We start from the raw sequence: 24,837 nt of genomic DNA, 5'->3' as shown, positions 1-24,837 counted from the left end.
ACGAATAGAAGCAGAAGGAAGAAAGATGTAAGCCATAAACTTATGTCTTTCTTTTTTTATGCGAAAATTAAGGAGGAAAGAGCACATGAAACAGAAACTAAAGCGTTTTATGGCAGGATTTTTGGCGATGCTCACACTGGTAGGAACACTCTTTACGAATGGAACAACAGCATTTGCAGCCAGTCCGCAGGCAAATATTGCGTTCTGGAATGCGTCAGTCAAAAATTCCGGAGAAGTAAGTGAGCTGAAGTCCGGATATAATCATGGCAAGATTCTGTATTCAATTCTTGACGGAAATTCTGCATATTGTATGAATTTCGGATTAAGAGCAGATGGCGGTCAGCTTATGAACAGCTACGATGATGCGAGCACATCAATGTCAGCACAGCAGAGAAAGCTTTTAAGTTACTGCCTTTATTATGGGTTTAACAGTACACAAAAGGCGGCACCAAGCAACAGCCAGTGCGATGAGTATATCGCAACTCAGGCAATGGTATGGGTAATTGTAGCAGATATTTTTGGAACCGGAAGTGGTGATTCGGCAGCTAGAAAGCTCTGCAACACAGCACCTAGTCCTGATTCTTCATACAGCTATTATGAGAGACTCAGGGACAATATCAGCAGTTCCTACAATGCAACACTTCCAAGTTTTGCATCACGCAGAACCAGTGAGGCACCAACTTATGAATTAAAGTGGAATGAATCAAATCAGAGATTTGAAACAACATTATCTGACAGCAATGGTGTTTTATCAGATTTTGATTTTGGCATCAGCGGATATTCTGTTGATAAGAATGGCAACAGTATTACAATCTCTTCAACGAGCGTGAATACCACAGCTACAACAGGAACATTCACATCCAATGCTGGCAAGGTTGAGACAACATCAAGCTGTGTATTCTGGCTTACAGGAAAGAGCGGATATCAGGAGTTTATTTCTGAAAGACCGACAGCAGATCCTATCAAAGCCTATATCAAGGTCAAGACAGAGAACATCGGATATGGTGAGCTTACAAAGACAGACGAGTCAAGCGGAGTGAAGCTTTCCGGTGCAGTCTATGGAATCTATTCTGACAGCGGATGCACAAACAGAGTACAGACCATGACAACAGATGGAAACGGATATGCAAAGTCAGCTGCACTTGTTGCAGGCACTTATTATGTAAAAGAGATTACCGCTCCAAAGGGATATGTCCTTTCCGGTAAGGTTCATACACTTACTGTAAAAGCAGGACAGACAACGGGAATCTCTGCAACAGATAAAGAGCAGCTTGGAGCAATCACAATCTACAAAGAGGGTGAGGTGCTTAGCTCATGGAATGGAAGCAATTTCACCTATGAGAAAAAGAAGCTTTCCGGAGCAGCATTCAAGGTAACTGCCGGGGCAGATATCTACAAGGCAGATGGTACAAAGGTGTATAGTGCTGGCGATGTTGTAGCAGAAAGCCTAACAACAGGAACTGACGGACAGGTGGTATTATCTGACCTTCATCTTGGAACTTATGTGGTTACTGAGATTAAGAGCATTGACGGATATACAATCAATACCACACCTCAGACAGTAGCAGTTGAGTATAAGGACCAGACTGTGACAGTCCAGTATGAATCAACTACGATTGAGAATACAAGACAGAAAGCGGATGTATCTGTCGTAAAGAAGGACTCTGACACAGAGAATCCTCTTGATGGCGGCAAGTACACACTTTATGCCGGAAATGACATCAAAAACTATGCCGGACAGGTTATTGTGACAAAGGGTACAGCTCTTGAGACAGTAACTACAGGTGAGGACGGAAAGGCAAGCTACAGCGTAGATCTGCCAATCTCTAACGGATATTATGTCTCAGAGACACAGGCACCATATGCGTATATCAGAAACAGTAAAGATGTTTACAGCTTCAATTTCAATGTATTACCTGAAACACAGGCAAAGGCATCATTCAGTCACACATTTGTAAATGACAGAACTACAGCAAAGATTCATATCTACAAGGTAGACAAGGAATCAGGCAAGGCAGCAGCCCAGGGAGATGCAAGCCTTGAGGGAGCTGTCTATGGTCTTTATGCAAGAAACGATATCCAGCATCCGGACGGAGCAACAGGTGTTGTTTTCAAAGCAGGAGACTTGGTTGCAACTCTTACAACAGATAAGACTGGCGAGGCAGAGGTTAATAACCTTTATCTCGGCAACTATTATGTGAAAGAAATCACACCATCAGAAGGATATCTTTTAGATGAAGAGGAGCATGATGTAGTATGCGACTACGAGGGCGACTTAGTAGCAGAGGTATCAAGAAGCACAACCTCAGCAGAGCAGGTCATCAAGCAGCCATTCCAGCTTATCAAGGTATCTGACAATGGCGATGATACTGAAGCAGGACTGCTTGCAGGTGCAGAGTTCACAGCTTATTTGAAATCATCTTTACCTGTAAAGGCAGATGGAAGTTATGACTTTGATAAGGCAACTCCGGTAGTAATCGGGGAAAACGGAGCAACAACAATCACATCCGATGATAAGGGACATGCAGTTTCCATTGCAATTCCTTATGGAATCTATGTGGTAGTTGAGTCAAAGACTCCGCATAACATGAAGGCAATCAAGCCATTTGAGGTAAAAATCAGCGAGAACCATCCTGACAAGCCTCAGACATGGAGAGTATTTCTTGACAGGGAATTTACTGCAAAGCTTCGTGTGATCAAGAAGGATTCTGATACAAAGCAGACAGTACTTGTACCAAATGCAGAGTTTAAAATCTTCAATATTGATAAGAACGAGTATGTGAAGCAGTACACAACTTATCCGTCAAAGGTAGAGCATACTTCATTCTTTACTGATGAGGACGGAGATTTAATCTTACCGGAAGCTCTTAAAATCGGTAATTATCGTATTGAAGAGGTCAAAGCACCATTCGGATATGTTGTAAATGATAAGTATGTCAACATCTCTGTTGATACTGACACAGCATTTGAAACAGATGGTGATACAAATGATGCGATCATTACCGTGGAATATTCCGATGCCCCTGCAGTAGGAGAGCTGACTGTAGAAAAGAAGGGAGAGGTACTTGATGGATTCAAGGGAGGACTTCTTGCAAGCTCATATGAGAAAGAGTTTGTTTATAAGGAAGGCTCACTTGCCGGAGCAAAATTCAAAGTTTATGCTGCCGAGGATATTTACACAGCAGACAACCAGAAGGATGCAGGCGGAAACCGAATTAAGTATTACAGCAAGGGAGACCTTGTGACAACTCTTACAACTGGCAAGGATGGAAAGGCAACAACTAAGAATCTTCCTCTTGGACAGTACAGAGTTGTGGAAGTGGAAGCTCCATACGGATATGTATTAAATCCGAATGAGCAGAAAGTGACATTCACATATGTGGATGATAAGACACCTGTTATCAAGGAAAGCCTTACTTTCTCAGATGACAGACAGAAGCTTGATATGTCAGTGACTAAGCTTGATGCAGAAGATAACACACCGATTGCAGGTGCAGTATTTGGTCTTTATGCAGATGAGGATATCAAGAATGCTGATGGCAGAGTTATTATCGAGAAAGGCACACTTCTTGAGAAGGCAACATCTGATGAGAATGGAAAGATTGCTTTTGTTAAGAATTATCCATTTGCAAAATATGTTGCAAGAGAGCTTGTAAAGCCTGCCGGATATGTGACAAATGAGGAAGCAGTAAACTTTGATACAAAATATCAGGGACAGGATGTTAAGACTGCTGTATATAACAGCGAGTATAAAAACACACCTACAACCTTTGAGTTTACAAAGACAGATATCACAAGTGGTGCAGAGCTTACAGGTGCAACACTTACTGTACTTGATAAGGATGGAAATGTGGTAGACACTTGGACATCTGATGCCAAGGAAGCACATGTGATCAAGAGACTTGTAGTTGGAGAGACTTACACTCTTCGTGAGGAATTTGCTCCTTACGGATATCTGAAAGCAACCGATATTCAGTTTACTGTAGAGGATACAGGAGATGTGCAGCATGTAGAAATGAAGGATGAGGTTCCGACTGGTTCTATCGTGATCAACAAGGATGGCGAGTTTGTAACAGATACCACTCTTATGAAGGGACACTGGTATGATTTCATTTTCAATTACTTCAAGGACAGTCTTGCAGGAGTAACCTTTGATGTATATGCAAAAGAGGATATTGTGAGTGCAGACGGACTTGGAACTGTATACCACAAAGCTGGTGACAAGGTAGCAACCATTGTTACGAACGATAAGGGCATTGCAAGAATTGATGACCTTCCACTTGGCAAGTATTATCTTGTAGAGACAAAGACATTAGATGGATTTGTGCTGGATGATACACCGATTGATGCAGACCTTTCTTATATCGACCAGAATACAAAGGTTGTATTTGCGGGAATGGATGTAACCAATGAGAGACAGAAGGTGCAGATTACTGTCACAAAGACTGATTCAGAGACGAAGAATGCTCTTGAAGGTGCAGTATTCGGCTTATTTGCGAAAGAGGATATCGTAAATAAAGATGGAAAAGTCATTGTCAAAGCAGATACACAGATTGAGAGAGGTGTTACTGGAAAGGATGGCAAAGTAACATTTACCTCTGACCTTCCGCTTGGACAGTATTATGTCAAAGAGATTGAGGCACCAAAGGGCTATGTGAAGTCTGATAAGATTTTTGATGTGGATGCTTCATATCAGGGAGATAAGGTAAAGGTTATCGAGTTTAAGGCAGCATTTGAAAATGCACCGATCAAGGTAGAAATTTCAAAGACTGATATCACAGGCAAGAAAGAATTGCCTGGAGCAAAGCTTTCGGTTATTGATGCTGATGGAAAGCTTGTTGAGAGCTGGACATCAGAGGCAGGAAAGACTCATATGATTGAGAGACTTCCTGTCGGAAAGTACACACTCAGAGAGGAATCTGCACCATATGGATATAAGGTGGCAAGTGATGTAACCTTTGAAGTAAAGGAGAAAGCAGAAATCCAGAAGGTATCCATGAAAGATGAACAGGCAGTCGGTAAGATTGTCATTGAGAAAACTGACAAAGTAACCGGAAAGCCGATCGAGGGTGTTGTATTTGAAGTAAGGGATAAGGACGGAAAGGTGCTTGATACACTCACTACTGACAAGAATGGTCATGCAGAGAGCAAGGAGCTTCCTATCTGTACTTACAATGAGGATGGTTCATTTAAGGAAGATATCCATTATACAGTAGTTGAGACAAAAGCAGCTGACGGATATATCCTTGATGAAACAGCTCACGATGTAACTCTTCGATATGATGACAATGCACCGGAAGTTGTTGTAACAACACTTAAGCTTGTCAATGTACCGACAGAGCCTAAGCTTCCACAGACAGGCGACAATGCAAATCCGCTTCTTTATCTTGGAATCGGTGCACTTGCACTTATTACAGGTGTTGGAGTCGGACTTCGTGGAAGAAAGAAAAAGAATAAACAGTAACAATTAACCTTGCGGGGAATGTAAGCCAGTAACTTATGTTCCCCGCTTTTTTAGATTAAGGAGGAACCGTAATATGATGAATTACGAGATTTTTAAGGAAGTAGTAAAAGAAAAGTTTATGGATTATATGCCTGAGAAGTTCAAAGGAATGGAGCTTGTGGTAGAACCCGTGGAAAAGGTGAATGTGACTCTTGATGGCATCATCTTAAGAGAGGAAGGCAGGAACATTTCGCCTACGATTTATATCAATGACATGTATAAGAAGTATCAGGATTGTGGTGATCTTGAGGAAACACTTATGGCTGCATGTGACTTCATGGAAAGGGCATATGAGCAGGCTCCGGTTGTTGATGTGGACAGCATTATGAGAGATGCTAACGAGAAGATTGTATTCCAGCTCATCAATACAGAGCAGAATAAAACATTTTTGGAACAGGTGCCTCACAGGGAGTTCCAGGATCTTTCTATTGTATATAAGGTAATAATCAGTGCAGATAAGGATGCGGTGCAGAGTTCAAAAATTACAAATGAATTTGCGAAAAGACTTGGAATGAGCGAGGAACAGCTCTTTAAGTGTGCAGCGGAAAACACAAGAAGACTCTTCCCACCTGTCGTTCGTAGCATGAATGACATTATGAAAGAAATGTTCGCAAGGGATGGGATGCCACAGGAGATCGCAGAGATGATGATAGCTGAGATTCCACCGGAGCAGACGATGTGGGTGATTTCCAATGAAAATGGTATCAATGGTGCAGCATCCATGCTTTATGAGAATGAGCTTCATGAGCTGGCAGAGAGTTTAGAGAGTGACCTTTATATTCTCCCTTCGAGCGTGCATGAGGTTATTGCAGTATCTTCAGATATGGGAAGCCCTGAGATGCTAGCACAGATGGTAGTCGAGGTAAATATGCAGGAGGTGTCTTTGGACGAGAGACTTTCCAATCAGGTATATCACTATGATAAGGATTTAAGAAAACTCACCCTTGCAACTGATACACCAAACAAGAGACTTGATGGTATCGTTGCAGAACCTCCCCTTGTATATGATGCGAAGGAAAAGTCCAGATAGGAGGCAGTTATGGAGCAGGAACTTACAATGGAAGAACTCATTGCTCTCATAAACAGCCAGAAAGGTGACTTTGTTATCCGTGTCGAGTTTGGAGAGGAGGCGGTGTCTGATGCCAAAGAAGAATGACTTCAAGCTTGATGTGGTTTCGGTAAGACTTGTAAAGGATGCTCCGATTTATTCGGAGCACACCTTTAATAATCCGGCGGATATAGCTGCTGTCATGGGAGACTGTATGTGCCAGTTTGACAGGGAAGTAGTGTGTGTGGTCAATCTAAGGTCAGATTTAAAACCTATCAATGTGCATTTTGCAAGTGTTGGTTCTTTAAATGAGGCAATGGCACATCCGAGAGAGCTGTTTAAATCAAGTATCTTAAGTAATGCTGCAAGCATGATGTTAATCCATTGTCATCCATCCGGAAATGTATTCCCAAGCAAGGCAGACACGATGATGACAGACCGCATGAACAAGCTGTGTGAACTGATGGGAATACCGCTCATTGACCATATCATAGTCGGTGGTGACAATCGTGAATTTTTCAGTTTCAGGGAAAAAGGCATGATTGATAATCCTAAGATTACCCTGAGCACGGATTACCGGACACTTGATATCAAGTCACCGCTTGTAGCAGAGCAGGGAAAGGCAAGGTGAAAGCATGGATGGAAGATTTACGGATGAAGAGCTTGCCATAGCAAAGAGTGTTGACCTGTGTGCAGTTGCAGAAAGCCTTGGGTATACAGTAAAGAGGATTGGCAAATACCACACTTTAAAGGAGATGGATTCCATTCGTATCTATAACAGAAGCCATTGGTACAGATGGTCAAGGCAGTTTGACAAAGGCAACAATGGCGGCTCACAGATAGATTTCTTACGGGTATTTTGTGGAATGAGTGTAAAAGAGGCTGTGTTCTGGCTTTTAGATTTTGCAGGATACAGAAGAATCGAGAATCCTGTAAAGCAGCCACTTGTTCATCAGGTATCGCAGAAGCAGGCAGAGGAGAGAAAGCCGTTTGTCCTACCGGAACCTGCAGGAGATAATTCCTATCTTATTTCATATCTGAATCAGGAGAGAGGAATCAGCAGAGCAGTCATAGATCTGTTTTTAAAAGATGGACTGATTTATGAGAGCAGGCATTACCACAATGTTGTTTTCAAGGGAAATGATAAAAATGGAGTGACAAGATTTGCAAGTATGCGGGGAGTGTTTGATAAGCAGGGTAAGCCATTCAAGTGTGATGTCACAGGAAATGATAAGAACTATGGATTTAATGTGGTAAATGTTAACAGTACAGAGCTTGTAGTATTTGAGGCAGCAATCGACCTTATGAGTTATGTCGATATCTTCGCGGATTATGAATCAAATAAGCTGGCACTTGGGATGCTTGCAGATGCACCACTTGAGACTTTTCTTCGGGAACATCCGCAGATTACTTCCATCCGGTTCTGCCTTGATGGAGATGAGCCGGGGAGAAAAGCAGCAGCTGAACTTATGAGAAAGTATTATGAGCTTGGATATGAGGTAGAAGACTGTCCGCCTCCAGCCGGATATAAGGATTACAACGAGTGGCTTGTGGCGGCAAAGCTTAATCTGAACCAGATGAATCAGAGAGCAGATGAACCAGTCAGGGCATGAGAAATCGGATTTTGATGTGTGGGGGCAGAAAGCGCCCCCAAAACAGCAAAGTGGGGGCAGAAAGCGCCCCCAAAATGTCAAAGTGGGGGCAAAAAGTGCCCCCGCAATTTGGACACGACAAAATCCGGACTGGAGTAAAAATAAAAGTGGGGGCAGAAAGCGCCCCCAAAATAACAAAATGGGGGCAGAAAGCGCCCCCAAAGTAGCAAAGTGGGGGCAAAAAGCGCCCCCACTTTCATAAACAGAGGGTTTTAGGGAGATTTTCTCCCTAACTAGATGGCATTAGGACAGAGATGTCTCTAATGCGTATCTAGCAGTCGCCGGGGACTAACTGGAGACTGGAGCTTTGGTGAATATTTACTAAACACGGATAAGGAGGTGCAAGGAAGCAATGGATGCAGAAGTTACGCTATTTTCAAAACCAGAAGAACTGATTGCCTGGGCAGACACATTTGATATCTTACTTAACCCTTCGATAGAAGATGCTGCAATATTGCTTAATTATATGGAAGGTCATGATTATGCTATTGGCATAGATTCTGATGGAAAGATGTACAGACAGGATGTAGCTGAGGAGAATGGTGAAATTGAACCATACCCGATAGATGATGTTATAGATACTGTTTGTGAATGGAACTATGAACTGATACTTGATGCTGATGCACACAGGAATGATCCAAAGGATTTTAAAGATTACAGTGAGTTTCAGGATAAGTATGACAGTTTGAAAGCAGATGAAAAGAGGCTGGACAGGTTGTTTGAAAAGACCTGTTATGCAAAGGAGATTGATGAAATGGCAGCTGCTTTGGTGGAATCATTCATTAGTCATCTAAGTAGCAGGGATGATTTGGAAAAAGCTGCGGTGACAGTTGCAGAAGGAATTAAGGATTATAGTACGGGTAAGAGAGGAAGGTGAGTCTATGGCAGATAAAGTTCATTGTATTAGGAAAACACTAAGACTAATGCCAGAGGAAGCCAAGATTCTTGCAAAAAAGGCATGTGATAATGGAATGAATGAGGCTGAGTATATCCGTCTTCTTATCAGTCAGAAACCAAATGATTATCCGGAAGTAAGGAAGATTCTGAAGGAACTAATTAATGAAGTCAACAGAATTGGAATAAATATCAATCAGATAGTATTTAACAATAATGCCGGGCTGTATTCCAAGGAAGATAAGACACAGCTGATAGCTTATATGCGAAAACTGAATCAGAAGGTAGATGAGGCGGTGGTAAAGATTGGCAATCAGTAAAATCCTTAATATGAAGGATTGTGGTGGGCATTTTCACGGAAAACATCTGAAGAAATCTCTTGATTATGTGATGAATCCAGAGAAAACACAGGATGGAAGGCTCGTTGGTGCAATCAACTGTCAGGTCGATTCTGCTTTTGAACAGATGAAAGCTACAAAACGGAAGTTTGGAAAAGTTGATAAAAGGCAGGGATATCATATCATTCTCTCATTTAAGGAAGATGAAGTGAATCCTGATACGGCATTTGAGATAACCCGCAGATTCGTGGAAGAGTATCTTGGAAAATCATATGAGGCAGTATATGTGGTGCATGATAATACAGCACATGTTCATTCACACATTGTATTTAACAGTGTGAGTTTTGTGGATGGGAAAAAGTACCGCTATGAAAAAGGAGACTGGGCAAAGTATATCCAGCCAATCACGAATAAGCTGTGTCAGGAATATGGTCTTTCAATCATTGATGTTGATGATGGCAGTAAGGAAAAAGAGCATGAAAGCTATAAGGACTGGAGCGAATATCGTGAAGGCAGTTTTGTATGGGCAGATATGATTAAGAGAGACCTGGATTCCTGCATACTGCAAGCAGGAAATTATGAGCAGTTTCTGGAGCTGTTATCTGACAAAGGATATGAGGTCAAGCAGGGAAAGTATCTGGCGGTAAAGCCACAAGGAATGACGAGATTTCGCAGATGTAAGACATTAGGTGACATGTATTCTGATGAGGCAATCCGGGAAAGGATAGAAAAAGAGGATATTTCATTTTACCGGGAACAGCAGAAAGAAGTACAATCGGTTCTTTGTAAGTGTAAGGTGAGAAGATACCGAAGGGCAAAGATGTCGGGGCTTCAAAAGAGATACTATGCAAAGCTATACCGGATAGGAAAGCTGAAAAAGAAGCCATACAGTCAGGTATGGAAGTATAAGGATGATATCCGTAAGATGCATAAACTGCAGGAGGAGTATTTGTTCCTTGTAAATCATGACATTCATTCAGCAGAGGGGCTTGTCAGTGTAATCAGCTCATTGACAGATAAAAGAAAAGAAGTTTCAGCAGAGAAAAGCCGCATTTATAAGGCTAGGGAGAGAAGTCGAGAACTTTTTGATATAGCAGATGATATGAAAGAGTTAGAACCTGCTGAGAAGTCTTTCCTCCAGGGAGATGAATTTTTTACGGATGAGCATCTGCAATGGGAAACTTTGAAACAGAAGCTTTTATCACAGGGATATAGCCTTGAAGAGGTGGAAGCACTGCGTAAACATTATAAAGAGGAGTATTCCAAAGCATGTGCAAAAGAAAGGGCAGTATTCAAAGAGTTGAATATTGGTAAATCTATATGGAAGAGTCTTATTCCAGATAGCGTATCAGATGGAAAAGATGCACAGTACAACAAAGAGACAATACGAGACAGGAAAGAGCAGCCAGAACGTTAGGCTGTTTTTTTAGTAGTTAGGAGGCATATATGGAAGAAAACAGAGAACCGCTTAGTGCGATAGCAATCGAGAAAAAATTGCAGCTTCTCCGAAATAAGCATTTTAGTGAAGATACGATTGCTCTTGTAAAAAGTGATTATGAATATGGACTGAAAGAGGAGGAGATCAGCCTTTATCTCAATAAGTCATACGACATTGAACAGATGAAGATTTTATCGGAATGTCTGCACAAGGATGTTCCAAAAGATGTGATTGATATTATCAAGAATACCAAGTATTCGGTTCATCAGATGCAGGTGTCCCTTGAATTTTATGAAAAGGGTGTACCTGTTCAGACAATTAAGGAGGTTATGGACAAAGGGGAAAAACCTATTACCATGCGACGATTATATGAGGAAGTTCTGGAACAGCTGAATAAAGTCAAGAAACAGATTCCGGAAGAGTCTGAGTATGTGAAAGCACTCATTTCTCAGATGGATGAAGTGGTTGAAAAGATCAATCACCAGAATGAAAGGTATGATGCCCTGAATAAGAAGCTTTCTGAAATAGAGACTTCCAAAGATGATGAGGAAGTTAGGGAGCGTCTGGTCAAGGAGAACCAGGATAAGGACGCTCTTATCAACAGTCAGCAGAATGAACTGAATAAGGCAAGCAGTACAATTGCAAGACTCAGGGATGATATTGAGAAAAAGGATAAGGAGATGAAGCGTATGGGAGACAGAATAGAGTCATTGGAAGATAAGATCATAAGTGTTGCCACAGAGAATAAAAAAGAAGCAGAAAGTAAGGCAGAGCCGCAGGAAAGCCAGTCCGTATCAAAGGCAGATAAAAAGATGGTTGATACAGTTGCAGTTCCTCAGAATATGCAGGCTGTGGCAAACGGGATTCCGGTCTATTATCAGATTCCGATAGTTGATGGTACTGGAAATGTGGTGCAGAGACTTCCGATTGAGAGAAGTGTGAGAAAGAGCAGCAACAGCGGAGTGGCGAGCCTTTTTGCAAGACTGTCATTTAAGAAAAAGTCAAGGGCAGATATTGTAAAGCTGGTTGCATCGGGAGACCTTGTTCCGGCGCAGCTTGTGCAGATTAAGAGTGCAATAGAAAAGGGACTTACTGAGTCACAGCTTGTAGAGCTTATAAACAACAACATTTCAGCGGAAAAGATGAAGGAGATCATTGAGATTGCTGTGCTTGAAAACAGCATGGCAGATTAGGAGGAACTTATGAATTTAGCAGTAGTAAATGAAGCAGTAACAGAAATGAATGGTGTGGAGCATCAGTTTACAGAGGAAGAGAAAAACTTTGTTGTCCAGTTCGCATTCAGAAGTGGCAGCAAGGAAGACACGATTTCTCTTATTGAAGCTTTGGCACATTCAGCGGATAAGGCTGAGTCGGACGAGATTATGGTCACATACAGGTCTAAATATGATATGAAGCCTGCATGGGTGGAACAGGTGGAAAACCTGCTTGTGGCACTTGAAATGTATCGTATCGAGGAGGAGAAAGCAATCAATCATCTGGCAGATATTTTGACTGCTTATGGTATTGATGTATCAGCCGAGGAAATCCGTACTACAGAGACAGAAACGCTTAAAACAACAGTCAGAGAGAAAGTGGAGGTGCGATAATGGCAGAAGAGATTCAGGAAGCGGTGCAGATCATCCGTGTAGCTTATGATGGCATTGAGATTGCCATGAAGGTAGGAAGCGGCAGCATTGCTGCCATGCAGAAGGCAATAGATTTCTTAAAAGGGATGCTTGATTATGAAAAGTCACTTGGCAAGACATCCATGAGAAAGCTGATCTTAAAAGGTGGCGATTTACAGGTGTTGCAGTTTAATACCGAAGATATGAAAAAGGTTGAAAAGATGGCAAAGAAGTATGGAATCCTGTATTCGGTACTTCCAGACTGTAACAGGAAAGATGGACTGAGTGAGGTAATCTTTCATACAGAGGCAGTTCCCCGTGTGAATATGATGATACAGAAGCTCAAGTTTGGTAAGATTGCCACATTTGACGATTATCTGAAGAATGGAGATGAAAAATCCCTTGGCAAGCTGATGGATTTTTTGAAGAAACAGCAGGGAAACGAGAAAAGCCACACGATAGAAGGGGATAGGGTTAATACCGCCATTGACGGACTGATCGAAAAGGTCGGAATGTTTGCAATGGAAAAGAAAGCTATCAGTGTGGATCAGGTCAAGGAGAATTTCAGTATCAATGGTGAGCAGGCTGAAAGTGTTATCAAACAGCTTGAGACAATCGGTGTGCTTGGCAGTAAGAAGGAAGATGGTACGCATGCAGTCATGATGGATAAGGATGCATTTATCAACCGTGTCAGAGGATATCAGGACCTTGCAGAGAGAATGAGGGCAGTAGCCGCATCAAAGAATGCCAATCTTTCGGATGTTACAATCAGTAAGAAACTCATTATTGAGGAGAATGACCATGCAGTTAAGACAAGAATCCCCGGAACATGGGGAGACGAAGCAAGATATGTATGGCTTCGTAAAGAAAACATTATGGACATCCATAATGGAAAGACTATGCTCACGTTTCTCGATTCCAATAAGGATTATAAGCTGTATGACAGCCAGAATCGTGTTGTAACAACACAGAAGGGAACAGAGCTTTATACGCATTATGATAAGGTGGAGGCATCTGTCAGGGAGCGTTATGAGAAAGTCCAGAAACAGCAGAAAAAGACCACGCAGCAGAAAACAGTCACTACCAAGAAAGCGAGGTAGCAGCCTATGCAGACAACAAAGAAAAAGCCGTCACTGATATTCATCCTTGTGGGTGCAGTGTTAGCCGGGTACCTTGGTTATCTGATAAATGGTGCGTGGTCGGAGGGAGTGGCATTTAATGAATTTATGAACAGATTCAATGAAGTATGTGCTGCTCCCTTTGCAAACTATTACAATACGAATACTATAAAAGCGGTAGCCATTGCATTAGGAATCTATGCGATGGCTATTGTTATGTATTACACCAGCCAGAGAAACTATATGCCCGGCAAGGAGTTTGGTACAGCGAGATTTGAAAATCCAAAGCAGGTTAATAAGATACTGGCGGATAAGGACGAGAATTTCAATCGAATACTAAGCCAGAATGTGAAGATGTCACTTGATTTCAGAAGGCTGAAGCTCAATGGAAATATTCTTATCTGCGGTGGTTCCGGTGCCGGTAAGACATTTTATGAGGTAAAGCCGAATCTGATGCAGATGCCACATAACTGTTCCTTTATCTGTACTGATCCAAAAGGTGAGATTCTTAGAAGCTGCGGGCAGATGTTAAAGAATAACGGATACAATGTGAAGGTCATCAATCTGCTTGAGATGGATAAGTCAGACTGTTACAATCCGTTTTCCTATATCAGGGAGGAAACGGACGTGGTAAAGCTGATTACCAATCTTATCAGTAATACCACACCAAAGGGTTCCACTCCAAGTGATCCATTCTGGGAGAAAGCAGAAGGATTATTTTTACAGTCAATCTTTTATTATGTATGGCTTGAAGTACAGCCGGCAAAGAGAAACTTTGAGACAGTACTGAAGCTTCTTGGAGAAGCAGAAGTGACAGAGCAGGGAAAGGCATCGAAACTGGATGTGCGAATGAAGTTCTTAGAGGAGAGTTCTCCACTTGGAGCTAATCATCCGGCAGTAAAACAGTACAACAAGTGTATGAGAGGTGCAGGAGATACAGTACGTTCCATTATTATCAGTGCAAACTCAAGACTTGCATTTCTTGAGAATAAGCAGGTTTTACGACTTCTTTCTAAGGATGAGCTGAATCTATCTGATATAGGTATTGGAGTCAATGGTGATGGAGAGACGAAGACAGCACTCTTTTGTGTAATCCCCGATAGTGACAAGTCCTATAATTTTATTATCGGAATGCTCTATACTCAGATATTCCAGGAATTGTACTATCAGGCGGATTTTAACTGCGGTGGCAGACTCCCGATTCATGTGACATTTATGTTAGATGAATTTGCGAATGTTGCATTGCCAGATGATTTTTGTTCGCTGCTTTCTACAATGCGAAGCAGGGAAATTTCCAGTATTATCATCATACAGAACTTTGCCCAGTTAAAGGCACTTTTCAAGGATACTTGGGAAACCATTCCAGGCAACTGCGATACTTTCATCTATCTTGGAGGCAATGAGCAGAGTACGCACAAGTATGTCTCGGAACTGCTTGGAAAAGGCACGATTGATAAAAAATCAAGCGGAGAGACAAAGGGGAGGCAGGGAAGCTCGTCAAGAAATTATGATGTTTTAGGCAGGGAACTGTTTACACCCGATGAGGTAAGAAAGCTGGATAATAAGAAATGTATTATTTTTATCCGTGGATTTGATCCTATCATGGACAACAAGTTTATTCCATTTAATCATCCGATGTTTAACCAGACAGCAGATGGCAAGGGAGAGCCTTATGTTCACGAGATAAGAGGAGCAAATAATCTTATCGGTCCGCCATTTGAGATTCTTTCAGACAAGGCAGTTAAGTATTATGAAAAACTGAAGGATAAGGGCGAGAATGTGTATATAGATTCTCTAACCTATGAGCAGTTTATGATGCTTGGCGATGCGGAATTAAGCAGAAGATTCTCCATGCAGGATGAAGCAGAGCAGAAAGCAAAGATAGACAGGGAACAGGCAAATGAGCTTGAGTATGTCGATGAATCGCAGAAAGCAGATAGTACAGCAACTGCCAGTGGTTCTAGTGGAAACGCTGGTGGTAAGCCTGTAAGGAATCCTGAAAGGGAAAAGCCTAAGTGGGAAGATACTATTACAAACCGAATGCTTCATTGGTCATATACACCTGAGCAGAAAGAGGAGCTAAAGATGGCACTTGCGGCAGGAATTCCTAGAGCAACGATACTGACTTATTTCTATCCAGAGGTAACGGTGGAGAAGATGAGTTCTTATCGAAAGAAGCAGTAAGTTATCGCATAGGCACAGAAGTTGTGGTATACTGTGTCTATGTGAGATTAAAGAAACTTACAAATCGGAATTTACAGAACTACAAAGAAAGGATACATATTATGGAAGGAAGATTAATAGCATTTGTTATTTGGGTAATAATCGGCGTATTATTTATTGTAATGGGCATTTATGATTTTAATTCCAAGAAAGCAAAACCTTTCGGTTTTTGGGCAAATGCTGAGGTAGCGCCCATAGAAGATGTGAAAGGCTATAATCGTGCTTTGGGCATATTGTGGTGCGTGTATGGTGTTTTGTTTACGTTAATTGGATTGCCTTTATTAGATGGGCAGAATTCGGGTTTGATTATTATACCTATATTGGGTGCAATGCTTATTAGTATTGCGGCTATGGTAGCGTATGTAGTAGGTATTGAACCCAAATACCGCAAAAAGAAATAAATGGAAACTTCAAGTTTGTCTGACTGATAAATAATTTAATAACTGTTTTACAAAGCACTTTAGCCAATAATAGGTTAGAGTGCTTTTTTCATGCCATAAAAGGAGGTGGTTGAAGCACAACGCATCGGGGAAAGCCCGATTAATCTTTACAACAGGCATTGCCTGATAATCATATAGTAAAAAAACAAAGACAGAGAGGAATGTATATATTCCATTCGGAAATCAGCCGGATTGGAATGTGTACATTCCTTTCTGGCTTTTTCCATATCTGTCACACATCAAGAAAAAGGAGATTTTTATCATGAGAAAAGAACAGATTACAGTAACTAACAATTCAGTCTGCAATAGTGCAGAAAACAAGGGTTTGGAGGGAAAAGGCATGAAGAGAAGATTACTTCATTTTAAGAAAAGAATGGTTCCGGCAGTATCCGGAGCACTTATGGGAGTAATGCTTATGAGCACTACTTGTTTTGCAGCAGGTACAGGTACTTCCGCAGTAACACAGCCGCTTGAGAATTTAAAGACACTTATCATTGCAGTCATTGGTGCGGTCGGTGTCATCATTCTTGCAAAGAATGTTATGGAGTTCGCACAAGCCTATCAGCAGCAGGATTCATCTACCATGAACTCCGCTCTGAAAGGAATTGTAGCAGGTGTCATGATGGCTGGTATTTCAACAGTTCTGACATTCTTAGGCTTCTAAGATGGGGAAAAAGAGTTCCCCTTTTAGTAAAAGGAAAGAGGTGAATAACAAGTATGGATATTTTTAAGCTTGGAGACAAGATCCTTGCACTTCTTGAGGCGGTGTTTGGATTTTGGAACAATCAGATATCCCTGGTCTTTGCAATGCTTGGACAGTCACCGGTCAGTTTCAAGGGCGGAGGTCCTTGGGCAGTTATTGAGGGTATTGAGCCGGTCTTTGTAGCGGTCGGCTCATCCCTCGTTGTGCTGTTCTTTGTTATCGGTTTCTGCTCGGAAAGCATAGATGTAAAAGATGAGATGAGGTTTGAGTCTATATTTCGTATGCTTATCCGATTGGGACTTGCAGAATGGTTTGTTGCAAATAATGTCACGATTATGAAGGCATTTTTTACTTCCATAGGAAATCTGGTAGGACTTATATCTGCCGGGACAACAACGCAGCTTGCCATTGACAGTACACAGGCAGATATCATTAAAGGACTCGGATTTGGTGAAAGTCTGGTAATGCTGATACTTACAGCTTTGCTTGCAATCATCATTATTATCTGTGGATTCTTTATCATCTACACAGTGTATTTCAGGTTCTTAAAGATACTGATTATTGTGCCGCTTGGTGCGATTGCATGCTCCACAATGGCAGGAAACAGAATGGTCAGTCATACAATGGCTACCTACTGCAAATATTTTCTTTCGTGTGTATTCGAGGCAGTAACGATGGCACTTGCAATTGTGGTATGTAATGCATTTATCAATGCAGGACTTCCAGCATTTACAGGAAGTTACGCTGACTGGGCACAGACGCTTATTTATTTGTGTGAAATGACATTTACGATAGCAATGACTGTTGGAAGTGTGAAGGGTGCACAGACACTTACAAGCAAGGCATTTGGATTATAGAAGGAGGCAGAAATGGATAATGAAAAGAAACAGGTTACTTATAATTCAAGCATAACCGGAGAAACGCAGGTGACATTTGATATCCAGCAGTATATGAATAACAGGGCAATGTTTATCGGTCTTATGTGTAATGAAGATGGATATGAGGAGCCTTTTGGGGATGTGACTGTGAATTTGTCGGTTGCAGCACCAAATTACAGCGGATATCTGAATGTGAATGACATGCCGGATATTGAAAAGTTTATTACAGATAACGACCTTGGAGAGTTTACAGGATTCACGCAAAGGAGTGGTTTCTGCGAATATCCGCTTTATCTGTTCAATGTAGATAAGCTTAGAGAACTGTGTCCGGATGGAATGGATAAGTATGAGGCGAATATTGGAATGACAAGAAAGCCGGAGACAAAGGATTTATCAAGATAGGAGGCAGGGACAATGGTAATCGAAGTAAACAAGGATATTGACCGCTATCAGGAATCGGTTGCGATGGGACTTACTGCAAGGCAGCTTATATTTTCCATTGCAAGCGTAGTAGTCGGTGGCGGTATCGTCCTTCTTCTTTACAAGTATATCGGTCTTACGGGTTCTGCTTATGTGGCAATTCCCTGTGTGGCACCGATTGCACTTGGCGGATTCTATTCCTTTAACGGGATGAATTTCTACGAGTATATGGGAAAGAAACTGCATTTTATGTTTGGAAACAAGGCACTTACCTATGTATCAACAGAAGGAGAGCCTGCAATAAAGCAGTTAGAAGTAGAGCAGAATGAACAGGTAAAGAAGAAAGGCAGAAAGGCTGAACCGGAGACTGTAACAGCTGATTCGGCTGTAAAGAAGCAGGAGGAGTTTGAAGAAATGAAGAAAAAGACAAGAAACATGCTGCTTGGACTTGTCGCAGTCATTGTGGCGGCAGCAGCTGGTATTGCAGCATATAAGGCAATGCATTAGAAATAAATAGTATCTGACCGCAAGGTCGGGAACACAGCCCGCAGGGTGAAGTTCCCGGCGGGCTTTCATTATAAGAAAGCGAGGTTAGAGACATGGGTTTATTTACAGACGGATTTAAGTTATTAAAGAAGGCGAGTGAGCCTTTGTATAAGACACCTAAATCCATTCAGGAAACCATAGAGATTATGGCGGTGGCTGAAAACGGCATTTTTGAAGTAAGCAAAAATAAGTATTCCAAATGCTACCGCTTTCAGGACATCAATTACACGACAGCAACCGAGGATGAGCAGATCGGTATTTTCGAGAGATACTGCAAGTTCTTAAATTCGCTGGACTGTAATTATAAGATTACGATCAACAATAAGAACAAAAACATGGATGAACTCCGTGACAAGGTTCTGATTGCTGAGAAAAATGATGGTTTCAATAATTACAGAAGAATTTACAATGACATCATTGAAGAGAAGATTATTGAGGGCAGACAGGGGATTGAGCAGGAGAGATACCTGACAATCACGATTGAGAGAAAGAACTTTGAGGAGGCGAAGGCACAGTTTGCAACCCTTGAGGCAACGATACACAAGGCTTTCATTGAGCTTGGTGCGGAGATTGTGCCTCTTAATGGAAATGAGAGGCTGAAAGTGCTTTATGACTATTATCATCTTGGAGATGAGGGCAGCTTTGATTTTGATATCAAAAAGGCAAAGAAGGTCGGGGCAGATTTTAGAAATGACCTGTGCAATGGGATGGTGAAATATTTCCCGGACCATTTTGAGGATGAGAGTAAATTCTGCAAGGCACTTTTTATCAAAAAGTATCCGAGCAGTTTGTCAGACAGATTCATCAATGAGATTACTTCCCTTCCGGTTCATTCTATCACGAGCATTGATGTGGTGCCTGTTCCAAAGGATCTGACAACGAAGGTGCTTCAGAAAAAATACCTTGGTATTGAGTCGGATATTATCAAACAGCAGAGAGTTCGTAATAAGAATAACGATTTTTCTACGGAAATTTCATACGCCAAGAGAACGGAGAAAAAAGAAATTGAGGAAATCATGGATGACGTCCGTGAGAATGACCAGTGCCTTTTCTTCGTGGGAGTAACCATTATTCTTATGGCAGAAAGCAAGAAGGAGCTTGAGAGTGTATGTGAGACTGTGGAGACCATCGGAAAGCGTAACAGCTGCACGATTGATACACACTACTTAAAGCAGAGGGAAGCTCTCAACACAGCACTTCCGATTGGTGTAAGACAGGTGGAGACAATGCGTACCCTTCTTACTCAGTCACTTGCGGTACTTATGCCATTCAATGTGCAGGAGCTTAATGACAGCACAGGCAACTATTATGGTATCAACCAGATCAGCAAGAATGTGAATATCGGTAACAGAAAGAAGCTTATCAACGGAAATGGCTTTGTATTTGGTGTGCCGGGTTCCGGTAAATCCTTCTTCTGCAAGATGGAGATGGGCAGCGTATTCTTGTCGGGAGATGATGAGATAATCGTCATAGATCCAATGAACGAGTACTTTGATATAGCTGATACTTATGGTGGAACAGTGGTAAATATGTCTACCTACACGGATAACTATGTGAATCCGCTGGAGATGGATGTATGGAGCCTTGATCCGAATGATTCCAAGGGAATGGTTAGAGAGAAGGGCGAGTTTATGCTTGGACTTTGTGAGCAGTGTATCGGGGACAGTTTAAATTCAAGACAGAAGTCAATCATCGACCGCTGTGTGAGAAAACTGTATATCGACATTGCAAGGAGCAAAGAGAAGTATATCCCTGTAATGAGTGACTTTTACGATATCCTTATGGCGCAGCCGGAGGACGAGGCAAAGGACATTGCATTGTCACTAGAGCTTTTCGTAAATGGTTCACTTAACATCTTCAATCACCAGACAAATGTGGATGTGGATAACAGATTCACAGTATATGGCATCAGGGACTTAGGTACAGAGCTTAGTCCTATCACAATGCTTGTCATGATGGAGTCTATTCAGAACAGGATTGTTGAGAATGGCAAGAGAGGCAAGGCAACATGGCTCTATATTGATGAGTTCCACGTCTTACTTAATTCTGAGTATTCTGCAAAATATCTGCAGCAGCTCTGGAAGAAAGTAAGAAAGCAGGGAGGTCTTTGTACAGGTATCACGCAGAATGTCGTCGATCTGTTGCAGAATTACACAGCAACCACAATGCTTGCAAACTCTGAGTTTGTGGCACTTTTGAAGCAGGCAAATACGGACAGTTCCAAGATGGCGGAAGTTATCGGGGTATCAGAGGCACAGCTAAGATTCGTAACCAATACTGCATCGGGAATGGGACTTATCAAGTGTGGTTCTGTGGTGATTCCATTTGATAATCAGATTAGTAAGGATACAGATTTGTACAGGCTGTATAATACCAACATTCATGAGAAGATTGCGGAACAGAAGAAACGTGAAATGCAGAAAAATGTCGAATAATGTTGATAGAGGTCGCAATTTGCGACCTCAAAGCATAGCCATCCGGGAAGCTGGGTGGCTGTTTTGCATTTTGAGTGAAAGAAGGTGAGAACATTGAAGATAAAAAAGGTGGATGACAAGCCGATGATCATTCACACAAAGGAGAAAGCTAAGATTCATGCCCACGAGCCAAAGGGTGCCAAGATTAAAGGCAACAACATCTATACAGTAGAAAGAGGTCCTAAGACTATCGGTGCAAAGGTATCTGATGATAACAAGAAGTCCTATCGAAAGAGTACCATTCATCAGTCAGAGCCGAAGAATAAGGGACTATCAAGATTCAAGCGAAACCTTAAAGAATCAAACACTTCCATCAAGACTAAGAACACCAATCTTCACATTGCAGGAAGAACAGGTGTACTTGCAGCCGGGGCAGTAACGGAGCAGGTGGAAGGCGGGGATGAGGTATCGCAGGCAGCATATCTTGCATATGAAGCAAGCCAACCTGTTACCGGAACTGCTTCCAAGGGGGCAGCACTTTTCAGGAAAAAGGCGGCAGCCGAGGCAAAGAAGCGTATCAATAAGGTAGAGGCAGGAAAGAAGCTGGCAAAAAAGACAGCAAAGAAAGCTGCCAAAGATACAGCCAAGACGGTAGCTAAAGAGACGGCAAAAGAAACAGCCAAGACAACTGCCAAGGTTGCAACAAAAACTGCGACAAAGGCAGCTGCTACAGCGGCAGGAACAGCGGTTGCACCGGGAGTTGGTACTGCAATCGGCATGGCAGCCGGATATGCTGCAGGTGTGTCCATAGAGGTCAAGGATGAAAAGATGACCAACCGGAGCAGGAAGATAAAATTCTTTCTGGATAAGATGAAAGCACAGGAGAATCAGACAGACAGCGTGGCAAAACTGGTAAAGGATCTGATTGTGCGAAAAGCGATTACCTGGGTAAAGGCAGCTGCACCGATTATCGGATTGGTGCTTTTATTACTTGTTCTTGTAGTTGCCATGATTGCGGTTCCGGTTATAGCGGTGATAGCAATCCTTTACAATTCTCCATTTGCTTTATTTCTGCCACCACTTGAATTAGGAGATACCGTGCAGACAGTAACGAGTGCTTATGTGCAGGAGTTTAACCGGGATGTGAATACGAAAGTGAATGAGCATACCGGATATGACCTTGGAGAGCTTGTATATGTGGATTATGAAGGTATGGAAGAAAACCCAAGCAATTACTATGACATCATGGCAGTCTATATGGTCAAGCATGGTATCGGAGATACTGCAACAGTCATGAATGACATTTCAAAAGGCTGGCTGCAGGCAGTAGTAAATGATATGTGTTCATACACCACAAGCACAGGAACAAAGGATGTGGAAGAAACAGATGCAGACGGTAATGTAACTACTGTCACGAAGTCGGTTCTGTATGTGAATGTCACACTGAAATCGTACAGAGATATGATTTCGGTCTATGGATTTAATTCTGATCAGGTGGAAATGCTTGAGCAGATCATGAGTCCGGAGTTTATGGGACAGCTTGGATATGCCGGAAGCGGAAGTGGCGGCGGAGGCGGAAGTCCTGGAGTAAGCTCCATGACTGAGGATGAAATCAATGCCATCCTAAACGGAATTACAGACAGCAGGCAGAAAACAGTCTGCTCCTATGCACTTCACAGAGTTGGCTTCCCTTATAGTCAGGATTTAAGAGACAGCGGTAACTATTATGACTGCAGCTCCTTAGCCTATTATTCATGGAAGGATGCAGGCGTGGATATTAGTTACGGCGGTGCAACCACAGCGGCAGCGGAGGCACAGGGACTGGATGAAGCCGGAAAGACAGTCTCCTTTGATGAGTTACAGCCGGGAGACCTTATCTTCTACAGTTTTACAAGCAACGGAAGATATAAGAACATCAGCCATGTGGCAGTATATGTCGGAAATGGCAAGGTGGTAGAGGCACTTAATGAAAGTCTTGGTGTGGTCTACAGGGATGTGGCAAGCACAGGAAAGATTGTTGTGATTGGAAGACCATAACAGAAAATTTGCGGAGAGGGCATAGTCCCTCTCTGAGACTGGAGGTAAGAATGGATTTAAAAGATATGATACTGGTAACAGAAAACGACAGGGGAACAGAGATAAATATGCTGATGACTCTGGATGATTATAAGAGTTTTATAGCAATTGATGACATGTCAGAGCTTGCAGACCATCTGTTGCAGCTTGGAAGGACACTTGGTGAAGCAGATAACTTCACAGAGTATTACAGGGCAGCAAATGTAACTGTATCTGCGAGATTCTGTCTGGATGATATTCAGCTGGGACACTTTCTTCAGGGACTTTATAACGATTCCAAAGAAATTCGGTTTGATAAAGAAGCCAGTTCTTCTGAATGTGTTGCAAAGCTTAAGGAGATTGGAATGACCGATAAGGGCTGGGTGGATGATTTTAACCTGCATTATGAAAGTGTGGACAGATTATTTGAAAGGGGACAGACATTCCATAACTTCAATGACCATGATTACATGGTGCTTGAAGCATTATCACCAAGGAATCTTGTGGTGATGGATATGAAGTCAGGTTCCCTTACAATCGCCCTTGGTGCGACAGAGTATAAGCGTTATCCGAAGGATGAGAAGCCTACAAAGGACAATACCACAATCGGGGTATCGTGGGAGCATGGCATTTATCTTGGTTCCACACTCTCAACCACGAATTTCAAGGCATACAAGAGGGAGTATGGCACACCGGAAAAGATAGAGGATATCTATGATTACAGGGCAAAGCTAAAGCAGAAGTTCTATTTTTATCAGGATATGTCAAAGGATGATGATGTACCGAAGAAGCTGCAGAATGACTTCCTTCACCAGATGTATGAGGATTTTGGAACGATTGAAGAGGACTGTTTTTACGACAGGCTGGAAGATGGAAAGTACGATGGAGGCTTTAAAGAAAAACAGGTAAAGGAAGAAAAGAGCCGGTGATGATATTTTTACAGGAGGCGATATCATATGGAACAGGAATTTGATGTTGAGATAAAAGAAGTGCTTTCACGAGTACAGAAAGTAAAGGCAGAGTCGCTTGACGATGCCATCAATAAGGCAATGGATATGTATTATGCAGAGCAGATAGTCCTTGGAGCAGAGGACATGAAGGGAGTTGATTTTGCACCTATCAGCGAAAGTCAGCTCCCTTCTTCATTAAAAGAAAACGGAGGAAGAGCAAGATGAAAAGTGATTCAACAACAGTAATTAATAACATGGAGTTTTTAGTAAAGGAACTTCATAAGGAGTGGGACAGATCGGGTGCTTCTAAGGCATCCGTTATTATTTCCCTTGAGGAAGTAGATGGTATCAATGATAAGTTAAAAGAGATTATCTATCAGACACAGAAGTCAGTCGATGAGGATGAGCTGACCTTTAAACAGAGCATTGCAAAGTCCAAGGAGTGCTATGTGCTTCTTCGTGTGGTGCGTAAGATTGTAAAGAAAAAGGATAAATGCGAAAAACAGGCAATCGACAATGAATTTGCAATCGAGCTGGATAAGGATGAGTTAAAGCTATTTAAGGGATTGTTTGCAGAGATGTTTAAGTAGAG

The 24,837-nt window shown here is 42.0% G+C and carries 21 protein-coding genes; all 21 read left to right on the top strand.

Annotated elements, in window-relative coordinates:
- The first annotated feature begins 85 nt into the window (after nt 1-85).
- Nucleotides 86-5,464 carry a SpaA isopeptide-forming pilin-related protein gene (locus H9Q76_RS11495; RefSeq protein WP_249321117.1) on the top strand — a complete coding sequence of 1,793 codons (5,379 nt, stop codon included), beginning with the start codon at nt 86-88 and terminating at the stop codon, nt 5,462-5,464.
- A gap of 73 nt (nt 5,465-5,537) precedes the next feature.
- Complete coding sequence (locus tag H9Q76_RS11490; RefSeq protein WP_015567847.1) at nt 5,538-6,533, top strand: DUF5688 family protein; 996 nt, start codon at nt 5,538-5,540, stop codon at nt 6,531-6,533.
- A 109-nt stretch (nt 6,534-6,642) separates the two neighbouring features.
- A complete protein-coding gene (locus H9Q76_RS11485) occupies nt 6,643-7,182 on the top strand; it encodes a JAB domain-containing protein (RefSeq protein ID WP_004611525.1) in 540 nt (179 codons plus the stop codon).
- A 4-nt stretch (nt 7,183-7,186) separates the two neighbouring features.
- Nucleotides 7,187-8,164, top strand: a complete 978-nt coding sequence (locus tag H9Q76_RS11480) for a DUF3991 and TOPRIM domain-containing protein (RefSeq protein ID WP_249321115.1) — start codon at nt 7,187-7,189, stop codon at nt 8,162-8,164.
- Nucleotides 8,165-8,555: 391 nt separating this feature from the next.
- Nucleotides 8,556-9,080 (top strand): multidrug transporter, encoded by a 525-nt coding sequence (locus H9Q76_RS11475; protein WP_117715737.1) that lies wholly within the window; start codon nt 8,556-8,558, stop codon nt 9,078-9,080.
- Nucleotides 9,081-9,084: 4 nt separating this feature from the next.
- Nucleotides 9,085-9,417: a plasmid mobilization protein gene (locus tag H9Q76_RS11470; protein ID WP_155881277.1), complete on the top strand. Its 333-nt coding sequence runs from the start codon at nt 9,085-9,087 to the stop codon at nt 9,415-9,417.
- Between the two features lie 10 nt (nt 9,418-9,427).
- Nucleotides 9,428-10,852 (top strand): relaxase/mobilization nuclease domain-containing protein, encoded by a 1,425-nt coding sequence (locus H9Q76_RS11465; RefSeq protein WP_334298713.1) that lies wholly within the window; start codon nt 9,428-9,430, stop codon nt 10,850-10,852.
- Nucleotides 10,853-10,881: 29 nt separating this feature from the next.
- Nucleotides 10,882-12,066, top strand: coding sequence for a hypothetical protein (locus H9Q76_RS11460; protein ID WP_249321111.1), 1,185 nt, complete (start codon nt 10,882-10,884; stop codon nt 12,064-12,066).
- Nucleotides 12,067-12,075: 9 nt separating this feature from the next.
- Entirely contained in the window at nt 12,076-12,480 is a 405-nt protein-coding gene (locus tag H9Q76_RS11455) for a hypothetical protein (RefSeq protein ID WP_006858865.1), read from the top strand.
- The gene (locus H9Q76_RS11450; protein WP_117915269.1) at nt 12,480-13,598 is read left to right on the top strand and encodes a PcfB family protein; all 1,119 of its coding nucleotides are present in this window, start codon (nt 12,480-12,482) and stop codon (nt 13,596-13,598) included. Before H9Q76_RS11455 ends, H9Q76_RS11450 begins: the two co-directional genes overlap by 1 nt.
- A 6-nt stretch (nt 13,599-13,604) precedes the next feature.
- Nucleotides 13,605-15,800, top strand: coding sequence for a VirD4-like conjugal transfer protein, CD1115 family (locus tag H9Q76_RS11445; RefSeq protein ID WP_117922573.1), 2,196 nt, complete (start codon nt 13,605-13,607; stop codon nt 15,798-15,800).
- A gap of 101 nt (nt 15,801-15,901) precedes the next feature.
- On the top strand, nt 15,902-16,240 hold the full coding sequence (locus H9Q76_RS11440; RefSeq protein WP_117684373.1) for a hypothetical protein: 339 nt from the start codon (nt 15,902-15,904) through the stop codon (nt 16,238-16,240).
- Between the two features lie 301 nt (nt 16,241-16,541).
- A complete protein-coding gene (locus tag H9Q76_RS11435) occupies nt 16,542-16,943 on the top strand; it encodes a hypothetical protein (protein ID WP_044986705.1) in 402 nt (133 codons plus the stop codon).
- Between the two features lie 53 nt (nt 16,944-16,996).
- A complete protein-coding gene (locus H9Q76_RS11430; RefSeq protein ID WP_004611540.1) occupies nt 16,997-17,839 on the top strand; it encodes a hypothetical protein in 843 nt (280 codons plus the stop codon).
- Nucleotides 17,840-17,851: 12 nt separating this feature from the next.
- A complete protein-coding gene (locus tag H9Q76_RS11425) occupies nt 17,852-18,262 on the top strand; it encodes a DUF4313 domain-containing protein (protein ID WP_249321109.1) in 411 nt (136 codons plus the stop codon).
- Between the two features lie 12 nt (nt 18,263-18,274).
- Entirely contained in the window at nt 18,275-18,787 is a 513-nt protein-coding gene (locus H9Q76_RS11420; RefSeq protein ID WP_118374824.1) for a PrgI family protein, read from the top strand.
- Between the two features lie 92 nt (nt 18,788-18,879).
- Nucleotides 18,880-21,261 carry a VirB4-like conjugal transfer ATPase, CD1110 family gene (locus H9Q76_RS11415; RefSeq protein ID WP_119242196.1) on the top strand — a complete coding sequence of 794 codons (2,382 nt, stop codon included), beginning with the start codon at nt 18,880-18,882 and terminating at the stop codon, nt 21,259-21,261.
- A 123-nt stretch (nt 21,262-21,384) separates the two neighbouring features.
- Nucleotides 21,385-23,277, top strand: a complete 1,893-nt coding sequence (locus H9Q76_RS11410) for a C40 family peptidase (RefSeq protein ID WP_249321897.1) — start codon at nt 21,385-21,387, stop codon at nt 23,275-23,277.
- Nucleotides 23,278-23,327: 50 nt separating this feature from the next.
- Nucleotides 23,328-24,224, top strand: coding sequence for a hypothetical protein (locus H9Q76_RS11405; RefSeq protein ID WP_249321107.1), 897 nt, complete (start codon nt 23,328-23,330; stop codon nt 24,222-24,224).
- A gap of 27 nt (nt 24,225-24,251) precedes the next feature.
- Nucleotides 24,252-24,470 carry a DpnD/PcfM family protein gene (locus H9Q76_RS11400; protein WP_015567852.1) on the top strand — a complete coding sequence of 73 codons (219 nt, stop codon included), beginning with the start codon at nt 24,252-24,254 and terminating at the stop codon, nt 24,468-24,470.
- Nucleotides 24,467-24,835, top strand: coding sequence for a hypothetical protein (locus H9Q76_RS11395; RefSeq protein ID WP_249321105.1), 369 nt, complete (start codon nt 24,467-24,469; stop codon nt 24,833-24,835). Before H9Q76_RS11400 ends, H9Q76_RS11395 begins: the two co-directional genes overlap by 4 nt.
- Nucleotides 24,836-24,837 lie beyond the last annotated feature (2 nt).

Source organism: Wujia chipingensis (assembly GCF_014337155.1).
Taxonomy (GTDB): Bacteria; Bacillota; Clostridia; order Lachnospirales; family Lachnospiraceae; genus Coprococcus_C; species Coprococcus_C hominis.
The sequence above is the reverse complement of the archived record's forward strand: the minus strand, read 5'-3'. Positions and strand labels throughout refer to the sequence as shown.